A 12949-nucleotide genomic window follows, 5' to 3' on the forward strand; every position below is an offset into this window, starting at 1 on the left:
TGTAAATTTTAAAGAGATAAATATAGGTTATGGATTGTAATTGTAAATTCAGTTTTTAAAATAGGCTTTGTTTAGTTAAACCATGTAGTCCAGGCGATTTTGCATAACAATCGAGTTTAAAAGAAAAAGTAGAACCTTTATTTACTACACTTTTAACCTGAATGGTAGAACCATGAAGGGCCAGTATTTCAGATACCAGATAAAGACCAATGCCAAAACCTGAAATTTGTTTTTCTTTAGAACGCCTACATCTGAAAAAGCGTTGGAATAGTTGATGTTGATCAATAGGATCAATACCCAGTCCTTCATCAGTTATAGAAAAAAAGGCTTTATTATTAAGCTTTTGCGTGGCAATAATAATATTTCCACCTGCGGGAGAGTATTTTATGGCATTGGTTAACAGATTGATAATTACTTGAGTAATTTTCTCTTTATCAGCAAAAACAGTTAGTTTTTCTGTATGAAACTGACAGGTTATGGTATGAGTTGTATTTAAGAAAACATGGTCATCTATAATTTCGTTAATCAGCTCATTTAAATCGAATTCTATTCTGTTTAATGAAAGCTTACCAGCTTCAATTTTAGAAACGTCTAAAAAATCATGTATAAGTTTAACCATTTTATCAACAAGGCGATTGGCTTTATCTAAACCAACAGGAATAAACTCATTGATTTCAGGTTGTTTCTCAATTTTTTTCTGCATTACCTGCATATAAGTTTTAAGAGAAGTAAGAGGGGTCTTCAGTTCATGACTAATCATAGAAACAAAGTCATGTTTATTGGCTTCATTTTGTTTACGATCTGTAATATCTCTAGCAATTTTAGAAAGGCCAATAATGTTTCCTTCAACATCTTTTAAAGGAGAGATCGTTAATGAAACGTGGATGAGACTACCATCTTTACGCATCCGTATCGTCTCAAAATGATCTACATGTTTGCCGGAACGTAGCTTTTCTAATATGATTACTTCTTCATGCTGACGTTCTGTAGGAATAATTTTAAGAATTGATCTGCCAATCATTTCTTCTGCTTTATAACCAAAAAGTCGTTCTGCAGATTTGTTCCAGCTGGTAATAATACTATCTAAATTCTTACTGATTATGGCATCATCTGAATATTCTACAATGGCAGATAATTTTGCAGTTTGTAATTCTGTGTCCTTTAATAAGGAAAGGCGCTCTCTATAAATTTGATTTTGTTGCTCTAATGTTTTAATGTGTTGTTGTAAACGTTCAATTTCAAGTTGTAAAGTTGGGTCTTTTTCCATAGAGCAAGTTATTGGTGGTTCTTTTGTTTATGAACAAAATTTATACCATAAAGTTGGAATTTTTGAGGTATTAAATACTTTAAACAGGAAATAGATAAGACTGTAAGTGAAGAACTGACAAGATAGAAAGTAGAATGGGGAAACTTAATAACTCTCTGAAGTTTGATTATATAGATTACTTTTCTTGGTTACATAGCCGGCCCATAATAAAACTCTGAACACAATAATCATAGTTATAAATCCATATAGCATATTATTAAGCATAAATTCGAGATTATTACCACGCCACAAGCCTTGAAAGCAACCATTAAACATTACAATACATCCAAATTCATAACCGCCAAACCAACGTTCTGCTGTATCATTAAAAAACTGAACACAGCATCCAAAAAGAAATAGAAAAACAAATGTGCCAACATAACCAAATGATAAATAAGCGTCTACAACCGGACGGGTTTTAGCAGATACAGAAGAAAGTCGGCTAATTACTCCTGCGTCATAAACACGTTCCATTGCAACTTGTTCTGTTATAGGTTTGTTTGGATAAAATTGCCGGGGAATTAATGCAATTAAGGCATTGTGTATAATTTCTGTTTTGTAAAAGTCATGGTGAGCAGGTACATAATCTACATATTGAGTGAACATACCAATTTCAGAAAAACGATTGGTTAAAAAACCCCAATTAGTATTATCTATAATTTCTTCATTATCTTCCTGAAAGATAGTTTCTAAAGCTTCGGATCTGGCCTCTACAGCTGTTTTCTCCCCACTCCATGATTGTCGAACTATGCTTGCATATGTAGGTAAGATATATAACAATACATATATCGTGGGAATAGAGACGAGAGTAATAGCGCGTTTATAGTAGGGAAATAATAAAGCAAATAAAATGATCACATTCACAATGATATGCTCCTTAAATCCTGTAAGTGTTGCATTAATAAAATTAAGACCAAACATGGTTGTGCCATAAACAATCCATAAAGTTTTTTTTGTTCGTAATCCTTTTAACAATAATAAGGAGGCAGAGAAAATAGCCATATTGTTAAAATAAATAGAAAACTGTAACAAACCTGGCAAAAATTGGAAGCCTATTGCCGTTATATAAAAAAATAAAGCAATGCGTAGCCAATACAAATCAGATTGTTTTTGCTGAAAAATATATTTTATTTTGGTTTTCTTTAGGGATGAATAGTATAACATACCCCATACTAGACCTATATGTGCCAGCAGGCATATACGTTGACATTTGGCAATTAGATATGTCTGTTCATTTGATACAAAATTTCCAGGGTTAACTTTTACAAAATATTCATATCCTAAATGATCTAAAAAATAGAAAATGGACGTACAGCACATAAATCCTGCAAAAATGAGTTGCAAAAGAAATATAGGTCTCATGATTTGAGATGCTACAGGCAGATCATTCTTTATGAATCTGTTTTTTGAAAACCATGTAAGATAAAAGATATAAAATGAACCAAGCCAAGCTGTGATATAACTCAAAACAGGTGTATCACTTAATAAAGATGAAAGGGCAAAAGGAATAAGAAAGAGTAAATATCTAGGCCTATTTATGTGCATTACCTAATAGTGTTTTAACAGAATTGATTGTAGAAAGGTAAGTATACTTGTTAATGTGTTGCTGAATTTTTTGTTGATCAGCAGGGTTATTTATTAAGTTTAAAATGGAAGCTGCCAATGCTTCAATGTCTCCGGTTTTATATACTAAAGAAGGGTTTAAAGGTTTAACCAGATCTTCGGCAGAACCACATTCATTTGCTGCAATAACAGGTAATCCTGAAGCCATTGCCTCGTTTACAACTAATCCCCAAGTCTCGCCATAATCAGAGGGAAGTACCAGGCAATCAGCAACAGCATAGGCTTTTGAAATTTCTGTTTGATTTAAAAAACCAATTATAGAAATGTTAACTTCCTTTTCCCTAATTGTATTTATAATGCCATTTTCTTTGTCAAAGACGACATTTGCATGCTGTTTGATCTCATCATACAATTCTCCGTCACCAACAAATACAATATGGACAAGATTGGTTAACTGAGCTAATTTTACAGCTTTAATGATGTCTAAAGGACGTTTTTTTTGAATAAATTTTCCTGAAAATAAAATACAAAAAATGCCTTTAGCGATCCCCCAATTGTTTCTTATAGTTTGATTTTGAGCTTTATAATATAGAGAAGAAGTATGAAATCTGTCATTGTCAACGCAATATAATCCGGGTAATAACTTTGATGGGTTAATATTATGTTTCAGATATAAACGTTTATTGGCTTCGCCTATATAAAGGAAGTAATCTATTCTGTTAAAAAACTGTGATAGCAATAATTTTTTGATTTTTTGTTTCCAGAAAAAAACAGGTTTAAGATCATTGCTTTCTCCTTTAAATATTGTTGTGAGACCTAAAGACTTTGCTGTCCATAAAACTTGCCAATAAGCTAATACCTGCCATCCATTAATGTAAACATGGGTAGCTTTGCGTTCTTTTAATAATCGTTTTAAATTATCTTTTAAAACGATTCCTCTAAAGCCTTTATTTGGAGCGGCATTTTCATTAACTCTTAGGAAACGGTATTTATATCCTTCCAACATGGGTAAATCCCATGAAAAAGATTTACCAAATTGTATATCAAAGCTACTTTTTAAGCCAAAATCTGTAAAATACCAAACTTCAAAATCAATGCCTTCTTTAGCCATGGCCTGCCAAAGAGGAACTTGATATTGGATGGGATGGGTTGAAAATATAATTAGCATGAGAACAGAAATTTTTAATTTATATGGTTTTACCCATTTTTATAAATCTCTTTTCGATATACTTGTAGCTAAGGGATGATAATAGAATTGTAATTGGTATGGCAATAAATGATGTTAGTACTAGCAAAGATAAACTTGTTATATTAGGTATGTGCGTTTTTATAGTTCTAACTATAATGATAAGAACTATTTCATGGATGAGATAAATGGAATAGCTGATTTTTCCTAAATTTTGTACTGTTCTTAAGTTGAAAAAATCAGAAACAGTTTTATTAAAAAAATTCTGTTTAATTCTATTAGTCATTACTGAAATAAAGAATATTAAGAAAACCAATATGCCAAATTCTTTAGAATAACCTATGAATACTAGAAACATAAATAATGCTATTGGCAGTATCGCATCTGAAATAGACACAAGATTTGATTTTAATGTTTCTTTTGTGAATGTTTTATAGATGAAATACGAAGTTATTCCAATAATGAAAAAATGTAATTTTAAGGGAAGAAATGAAGGATGATGCCAATTATCCAGTCTTGGTGTAACTACAATTAAAATAAAAGACAAGATCAATGAAGAGATTAATGTAATTGATTGATGCTTCTTGAAAAAATAAAAAAACACAGGAATAACCAAATAAAATTGCCATTCTAAGGAAATTGACCAGGCTGGATTTAAAATAGCTCCTGGAGCGTTTTTAATTATACTGTCAGGTATAACTCCATGTAGCATGGTTAAGTGCAATCCTATATGAGCTATCCATTCATTTAAGGTATATTTATTTTCTGTAAAATGAAAGATGTATAATAAACATGCTAAAAAAATACACACAATGTATAAGGGATAAAGTCTTAAAAATCTCCTTTTTATATACATGGAATATTTTTCTTCCTTTTGATCTATTAATAATGCAATCACAAAGCCCGATAAAATAATGAAACAATCTACAGCATAAGTTCCTGTAACAAATAATTTAAACGGGTGATTAAACGACGCCCATGGGTAACCACAAAAAGCCAAAATATGGCTAAAGAAAACCCACATTGCCAATACACCGCGAAAGCCTTCAAATTCTTTAATAAACATTAATTGATATTCTCTTTTGATCTCTGTATATAAAGATTAAGTGTATCTTTTGAAATAGGAGATCTGGTTTTTTGAATAGTTCGAAAGCCCTTTATAAACTTAAAAATTCCTCTAATAGCTGATTTGGTAAGTTTATTTTTAAAGCCATATATTATATGTTTAGCCATTTTTCCCGGAATAGCGTAGATGACTATAGGAAAAGGCATTCTTCTATAAGCATTAGTGAGGTCATTCCAAACTTGCGACTGATATTGCTGTGGTAAATTTCTGGCGATGTTAGTTTTGTCATGCCACACATGTACACCTGGCATGTACAGAATTTCTTTTCCAAAATCTAAGATACGCATGCATAGATCTTTTTCTTCGCCGCCATAATTGCCAGGGTTTGGCTCATAAAAATTAAGTTTTTTGATATCTTCTAACCTTAATATATGCCCGCAACCTATAAAGTTATTTGTAAAAAATGGTTTTTCTATTCTTTTATGGTATGGCTTATCCGGCGATAGAATATCAAAGGCAATGGCTGATAAATTTGGTTGATTTTTGAACTGTTCTACCGCAAGTTGTAATTCATTTCCTTCGATGAACCAGGAATCATCATCCAGACTACAATAGAGATCTGCATTAGTTTCTCTCATTAGTTTATTTCTGGCATATAAATACCCTTTGGGTTCCTTATTAAAGATCCAATTGATATTAGGAAATTCTTTTTCTAAAAGGTAAGTATTGTCCTCAGAGCAATCGTCATAAATACTAATTTCTATATTTTTATAAGATTGGTTTAAAACAGATTGAATAGCCTTAGGTAATAAAGAAGCCCTGTTTTTAGAAACTATACCTACTAATATCTTCATTACTGCCAGATAGAACGTATATGTAAGAAACTATTTTTTTTATTTTTAAGATAAGCCAAGCTCAAAAATAACTTATGTAGAAGAACCTTAGATTGCAATTTTATTCCTTTCAAACCAACAATTTGCTCAGCTATAATTTTCTGATTTTTTAGCTTCATTTTATTTAAAGCCAATATGTTTTCCTTGAAATTTGTAGTAATAGAGTGATGCAGGTAACTAATATTTCTAAGGATATAAACAGGATATTTTTTAGCTAAAGAAGCGGTAAGAAAAACATCTTCTGCATAAGAATATCCTTCAAAATCTGGGAATTTGACCTCATTAAATATGGAATTTTTTATAACAAGGCAAGTTGAAGGTAACCAACTTACTTCCAGAAGCTCATCATGTTGATGTTCATAGCAGGGATAACAGTTAATACCAGCACCAAATACTTTTCCTCCATAAGTTTCATCCTTATAGCCGGCTTGTAGTCTATAATATCCTTTAAGTAATAAACCAGGTTTTTTTATTTCCGCACCTATTTGACGAGGACCAGCAATTAATATGTTTTTTGCTTTTACCAGATTAAAAATCCGTTCAAAAAAATCTCGTTCAAATTCTACGTCATCATCTAAAAATACAATATAATCTGAATTGCAAAGTTGTGCTCCTTCATTTCGTTGTTTTGCTGCACTTTTGTAGCGTACATGTCTATAAATTATAGATATATCGTCAGAAAGATAATCTTGATTTTCTTCAGAACTATCCACAATTATAAGCTTTTCAGGTTTAAAAGACTGCTTATTGAGACAATCAATCACTTTAAGTAAAGAATTTCTTCGATTACAAGTGGCTATAATAATTGAATACATTATGCAGCTTTTAAGTTTGAATGTTGATAGGATATCTTTTTTGATAATCTAATGGAGGGTTTCTCTATGATCAGATAGTAAATGTATGATATCCCTACCATTATTACAGTTACAATAAACAGCATAAGTACTCTTAATCCAATATTATCCGTGAAAATTTCTATCACATGAATCATTCTCATTCCTATAGGCACATGTAAAAGGTACAGAGAATAGGAGAAATGGCCTAAAGTAACTAGGATTTTATTTTTAATTTCTATGTTAATGATGATAAGCAGGGGCAATAACGCAGATACCACATATATTAACCCAAATTTATAACCTATCAATAGATATATCAATGATATCGATAGAATGAGAATAGACTTACTGATTTCTCTTACATAAAACTTGAACATTAACATGCCTAAGAGAAAAAAAGGAAGAAATTTTATAATAAAACTATATGATTCGGAAGATAAAGAAATAGCTGCAAGTGTTACAATTACAAAATAGAATGAAATTTTGTTCCTTAATAAAGGAAACACAAATGCTATGAGCAAGTAAAATTGAAATTCGATAGCTAATGTCCAAAAAACCGGATTTAGCCATTTTTCATTGAAGAATGCATTTAAATATGCAAAATGTAATGCCAATTGTTTGGCATTAAAAATAAAATCGTCTCCTTTATAATGAGAGGACAGTGTACTTAAGTAGTTTAAGCAAAGGATTATTACTATTGATATCAGATAAGGAGGGTCTAACCTTAGCAGTCTTTTTGTTACGAAAAGATGAAATTTGTCTATTCGGTAATTACTTTTATACATAGATAATGGCAATACAAATCCGGATAATATAAAAAATATATATACTCCTAAATGGCCATAGGAAGCGATTATCCTCAAAAAGTTGTTTTCAGGCAATAATGTACCACCCGCAAAATGGTGAACACATACGGCTAAGGCAGCTAGTCCGCGGAAGGCATCAATAACTCCTAAATGGTTTTCTGAGGGAGCATTTTTTAGTTTTAACATTAAGGGAAAATTTTAAGAAAGTGTAGTATATGTTTTAAAAATCTTTTATCCCAGCGTTCAAGATGCCTAGGCAGTATTGTTTCATCAATAATATAATTGCCGGTTAATGTATCAAAATGATAATCTTTTGAATCTACAACTTTTTCTTCCCAGTTTTTCTCAAGAGAATATTTAGCGAAATTTTTATGACCATCTTGAATTGCTTTTTGTCTGGTTACTAATCTTTTTTGAATTTGCTGCGGAGAACGATATTGTAAATGTTTTAATTTTATGCGATGAGGAGATACGATCCCTAAATGTCTTGGCCATGATCCCTTAGGCCAGATAAGATCTTTTCTATATTTAAAAAACCGTTCTTCAGAATGATTGCATAAATAATGCCTTATCCGTTTTTCCAATTCAATATTTTCATATTCTTCCGGATCAGTATTGTATTGCTCCAAGTCTTTTTCGGTGAAATAGTACTGACAACTTGCACTCCAAATTACATGATGCAATGGGGATATCTTTTTCAGAAAAGTGCGGGGATCGTCAATATAGATTTCATCTGCATCTAATCGACACCACCAGTCTCCATCAGAAGCTATATCCCTATAATGATTAAATATCTCACCTCTTAAAAAGTTGTTGAATTTTCTAATCTCTTTTTTAAAAGGTACAATACTATTGTTCGATTTAGCAAGATTTAATACTTTTTCCCAACTATCGTCTTCACTTCCTGTATCAAAAACAAATATTTTATCGCACCAAACAGAAGCTTTTTGAAGAACCTCTTCAATACAATCTGCTTCATTTTTTACCAAGCATAGCCCAAATATTTTCATTTAATTTATTGAAGTGCCTTATAAATAATTGAATAGAATTTTTTTATAATTAGTTTTGGGTCAAAATCATAGGTTTTATTTGAAGTTTCAATAGATTTTATTCTAAGCTCCGCGTTAGCAGCCAATTTCTTCAATGCATCCTCCAATTCTGTGTTAGTGGTAGTGTTAAAAAATATATTATTTGTTTTTCCATACCTAAGTCCATTGGCATATGAGGGGCCGTTAATAATTACAGGCATCTGTAGCCCTAAGTATTCAGGCAATTTACTTGGAAAATGCGTTCGGTATAAATCTTCAAATTTTTTTTCTTTAGAATAGGGTAAAATCACAACATCACATTCTTCAGTAATTCTGTTCCACGTTTGTTCAGGTGTTTCAGCAAATCCTGCAAATTCAATAACAGATGAGTTAATTATACCAGGGTCATTATTTCTATATATCTTTAGTTTACTGTTGGTCTTTTCTAATACAGGTATAATTTCATTAATTCCTTCTTTGTATCCATAGGCTAAGGAGCCTGCATAGCCAATTGTTAAATAATTATTATTAACCAAAGTTTTCACTTTTTCAACGGCTTTGGCTTTAATATTTTTAGATGAAACAGGATAAAGAAAATCACTTTTTGCTTTATATTTTTCCTCCCAAGATTTTGTCATTTCCGGACTGATACATACTCGTTTCTTTGCAGACTGGTAAATTTTGGCATTTAACCTAGTTAAATGCTCTTTGAAGAATTTATGCGGTTTTGCAAAATCCTCCGCATCATCGTGACAGAATAATACAAAAGGTATATGTTTTTGCCTGGCATAATGATAGGCAGGATAATAAAAAGTGATGAGTTGCATTAGGCTTATAACCATATCAGGCTCAAATTCATGAATTACTTTTTTTATCCGCTGAGGTAAGGTAGGGAGGAAAAACCCTATGGACTGTAAATCAGTTAAATATGGGCTAAATCTGCTTTTTCTTACCCTATCCATCAAAGGATATTTTAATGTATAATAAAGACAGCTTAAAGTTTTAGCATAAGGAGCAGATGCTCTGCCTATAATTAATAATTTATCAGGTGGGTAATCTTTAAATAATCTATAAAACTGGACCGAACCAGCATTTACAGATTGAGGGATTTCATCTGCAATAAAAAGGATTTTCGGAAAACTGTTTGGTATGGCGTTGATCATACTTCTGGAATATATTTGTTTCTCAATCTTAAGAAAGTAAGTTCTATTAGATAATAGGAAACAGTAGCAATCGCAATACTCATAATAATGTTATAAGGAAAAATAGCTATTTGTGGATGACTACCTTTTGGTACCAAAAATAATTGCTGCCATATATACAAGCTAAAAGATATCCTTCCTATATAAATAAGTATACTTGTGTTTAAAAAATTGTATATGAAACCTTTGGGTTGATTTAATAAAGTAGCAATAATATAAGCAATCAATACAGACTGTATGATATTATTACAAGTTGCAGTCAAAGCAACTAAGGAATGAAAATAAAATGGAACTTTTATAAGATAGATTATTATAAATGCTATTGGTATCCACTTTAACTTCAAATATTTTTGAATTTTTTCATCGTTATAGTAAAAAGCCAATAAACATCCTGCTACTATTCCGTCACCTTGTAAAAAAATAGAATAATTATAGGTATTTAATAATTTAAAATAACCTGCAAATAATCTTATAACAGGGAATGATAAAAATGTTAATATTAAAATCTGTTTCCTGTTTTTACTAAATATCATCACTAATGGCCAAATCAGATAGAATTGCTCCTCTATGGATAGCGACCATGAATGTACCAATAACCAAGAGCCTTTTCCCCATAACCATAATCCGGTAGTAAACGTAATAGCTTGTATATAGCTATTTGTATTAACTGTAAATGCTCCATTAGTCGTATCTATTATGAATATGGATAAGATGTATAAGAAATAAACAGGAAGTATTCTAAAAGTTCTTTTTAAATAAAAATTTTTAAGGTTAATATTCCCTTTTTTATTCTCTTCGTTGAGAAGAATGGAGGTAATAAGAAATCCACTTAATACAAAGAAAGATCTTACCCCCAGGTTGCCATCAAAAAAAAATTTAATTATGGGAGAAAGATTTGAAGGGAACAGAATTGTACTTGCAGCATGAGAAACAACAACCATAAGGATAGAAACACCTCTTATTCCATCTAAAAATTTAATTCTTTGCATATAAGTTATTTCGAATTCATCAGTTGAAGAAACCTTTGTGCTGACACTTTCGGGCTATAATTTTCCATAGCCCACTGATGACCTTGTGCTGCAATTTTATAAATACTTTCCCTATCCTCTAATATTCGTTTAATCGCATAATCAATATTATTTAAATCAATACCAATATAATGCTCCCAATTTTTTGGCATTACGGGTAATTCTACACCATATTTTTCTAGGTCAATGTGAATTGGTACAGATCCTAAAGCTAATGTTTCCCAAAATCGCCAGCTATCCCATTGGATAAGTCTTTCATTTTTATTGAGAAGAGTAGAGATGACCTTATATAATTTCTTTTTTATAGTAGCTTTTTTTCCTCCAGCCATATATTTTTTTGGATCATTAGGTAAGGCCGGAATTAGTTCTCCACAAAATGAAGCTACCATTAGGGTATTTTCAATATGATGATAATAGTCAGGATTATGCAGCCCTACTGAGTTTTGCCACATAAGATCGCTATATGTATTATTGGGTTTATCAGGTGGAGTTATTTTTCGATTAATTAAATTTTGTGGTAACAAATTAATAAATGTTTTTTCTGTAAGTGCTCTTAAAGGATGTACGTATGGGTGAGAAAAATTAAAATTATAAGCAATTTCATAATGCTTATTTTTAACAGGTAGGTTTAGCTTTTCATTTAATACCCGATTTTGAAAGCCTAAGACCCAAGGATATATGTTATCGTATCTTTTGGTCTTTTTATTTTTCATTGTACGTAGTATAAAATCAAAATTTCTAAGACATTCAGATAAACCAATAGTATTATAACCAACTTTCGTGTCGATATAAACGGTCTTGAATTTTCTATTCTTTTTATATAGCCATTGAGGAATGGGAGATGAAATTCTTTTAAAGGTTCCAGGTTCTATAAATTCTGTCCAATTGTCTGTAATTATAACGATGTCAGCATCTTCAGAAGGATCGAAGGCTGGATTCTTTACAAATAAATAGTGATCACTATCCAATTTCCAATAATTTCTATTTGAATAGAAATCAATGTTTAACTCTTTTAATCCTTCAGCTAAGTAAACAGCAGCGTCTTCGTTTAACCTTTCATACTCAGGTAATAAAAAGTAAATCTTTGTTTTTCTTAGGTTTAAGGGCATATTATTAATAGAACATTAATATTATTTTAAATCTTTAGTTTTTTTAAAGCTTCTTTTTCTGCCTTAATTTTAGCAAATTCTACTTTTCTTTTAAAGGAATCCATTTTTATGATTCTTAAAAAACGTATTAATTTTTGCGTTAAAGATCTTTTCCGAGGCATTTTATTAAATAAGTGAAAATTTTGTAGAGTTGCTGAATAAGTATTCCAATAGTAGTTATTGATCAAATGTTTCTTAGCCATTTTATTTTCAGGAAAAAAGTGTTTAAAGCTGAGAGATTTAAACATACCTTTTCCGTAACCTTTCTGACAGGCAAAAAATACCAGATCTATGTCTTCACAAGAAAGCAGTTCTTCGCCTTTTCGACCTAAATTCAAACGAAATTCATCAGTTTCCAGTACCCTTAAATATGATTTGAAAACTTCATTTCTTATACACATTCCTGCACCAAAAGGTGTAGAAGAAAATTCATCAATATTATTAGACCATATATCTTTTTCAATTATTCTTTGGGCATTTTTGTAATATTCTATTTTAAGAGTGGGTTTAGCCTCGAAATCAGGGTGTATTTCTCCACCAAAAACTCCTATAAAGGGATATTTATTGTAGATATGCCAAGCATTTTCCAGATAGTCGGAAGTCAGAATAATATCATCATCAATGTTGATCAATAAATCTCCAACAGCTTCTTCAAATCCTCTTTTTCTGGCGTGGGCCAGCCCTAAGTTTTCTTCAATAATAAACCGATGATGAGGATGCCAATCTATTTGATAGATGTCTTCCAGTTTTTCTTTAGACATATTATCAATAATAATTAATTCCCATTCTTTTAATGGCATTCCTTGTTTTTTTAACCCTTCTAAAACCTTTGGAAAATAGTCTTTTCTTGGGTTATGAGCAGAAATTACAGCGCTTATTTTAAACAC

The 12949-nt window shown here is 31.0% G+C and carries 12 protein-coding genes; all 12 read right to left on the bottom strand.

What is annotated here, in order from left to right; translation table 11 throughout:
• Window positions 1-55: 55 nt before the first annotated feature.
• The 12 genes from MMF97_RS06910 to MMF97_RS06965 all read right to left on the bottom strand — a co-directional run bounded on the left by MMF97_RS06910 (window position 56) and on the right by MMF97_RS06965 (window position 12949).
• Window positions 56-1267, bottom strand: coding sequence for a sensor histidine kinase (locus tag MMF97_RS06910; RefSeq protein WP_243360873.1), 1212 nt, complete (start codon window positions 1265-1267; stop codon window positions 56-58).
• A gap of 144 nt (window positions 1268-1411) precedes the next feature.
• A complete protein-coding gene (locus MMF97_RS06915) occupies window positions 1412-2851 on the bottom strand; it encodes an exosortase Y-associated Wzy-like protein (RefSeq protein WP_394801155.1) in 1440 nt (479 codons plus the stop codon).
• Window positions 2838-4037: a glycosyltransferase family 4 protein gene (locus MMF97_RS06920; RefSeq protein WP_243360875.1), complete on the bottom strand. Its 1200-nt coding sequence runs from the start codon at window positions 4035-4037 to the stop codon at window positions 2838-2840. The genes MMF97_RS06915 and MMF97_RS06920 overlap by 14 nt, the downstream gene beginning before the upstream one ends.
• Window positions 4038-4056: 19 nt before the next feature.
• Window positions 4057-5121: an acyltransferase family protein gene (locus tag MMF97_RS06925; protein WP_243360876.1), complete on the bottom strand. Its 1065-nt coding sequence runs from the start codon at window positions 5119-5121 to the stop codon at window positions 4057-4059.
• A complete protein-coding gene (locus tag MMF97_RS06930; protein ID WP_243360877.1) occupies window positions 5121-5975 on the bottom strand; it encodes a glycosyltransferase family 2 protein in 855 nt (284 codons plus the stop codon). The genes MMF97_RS06925 and MMF97_RS06930 overlap by 1 nt, the downstream gene beginning before the upstream one ends.
• On the bottom strand, window positions 5975-6829 hold the full coding sequence (locus MMF97_RS06935; protein ID WP_243360878.1) for a glycosyltransferase family 2 protein: 855 nt from the start codon (window positions 6827-6829) through the stop codon (window positions 5975-5977). Before MMF97_RS06935 ends, MMF97_RS06930 begins: the two co-directional genes overlap by 1 nt.
• The gene (locus MMF97_RS06940) at window positions 6829-7842 is read right to left on the bottom strand and encodes an acyltransferase family protein (RefSeq protein ID WP_243360879.1); all 1014 of its coding nucleotides are present in this window, start codon (window positions 7840-7842) and stop codon (window positions 6829-6831) included. The genes MMF97_RS06935 and MMF97_RS06940 overlap by 1 nt, the downstream gene beginning before the upstream one ends.
• Entirely contained in the window at window positions 7842-8666 is an 825-nt protein-coding gene (locus tag MMF97_RS06945; protein ID WP_243360880.1) for a glycosyltransferase family 2 protein, read from the bottom strand. The genes MMF97_RS06940 and MMF97_RS06945 overlap by 1 nt, the downstream gene beginning before the upstream one ends.
• Window positions 8667-8671: 5 nt before the next feature.
• Window positions 8672-9646, bottom strand: a complete 975-nt coding sequence (locus MMF97_RS06950) for a glycosyltransferase (protein WP_243360881.1) — start codon at window positions 9644-9646, stop codon at window positions 8672-8674.
• A gap of 197 nt (window positions 9647-9843) precedes the next feature.
• On the bottom strand, window positions 9844-10875 hold the full coding sequence (locus tag MMF97_RS06955) for an acyltransferase family protein (RefSeq protein ID WP_243360882.1): 1032 nt from the start codon (window positions 10873-10875) through the stop codon (window positions 9844-9846).
• Window positions 10876-10880: 5 nt separating this feature from the next.
• Window positions 10881-12023 (bottom strand): glycosyltransferase, encoded by a 1143-nt coding sequence (locus tag MMF97_RS06960; RefSeq protein WP_243360883.1) that lies wholly within the window; start codon window positions 12021-12023, stop codon window positions 10881-10883.
• Window positions 12024-12049: 26 nt separating this feature from the next.
• A complete protein-coding gene (locus MMF97_RS06965; protein WP_243360884.1) occupies window positions 12050-12949 on the bottom strand; it encodes a glycosyltransferase in 900 nt (299 codons plus the stop codon).

It is taken from the genome of Pedobacter montanisoli (assembly GCF_022809115.1).
GTDB lineage: Bacteria > Bacteroidota > Bacteroidia > Sphingobacteriales > Sphingobacteriaceae > Pedobacter > Pedobacter montanisoli.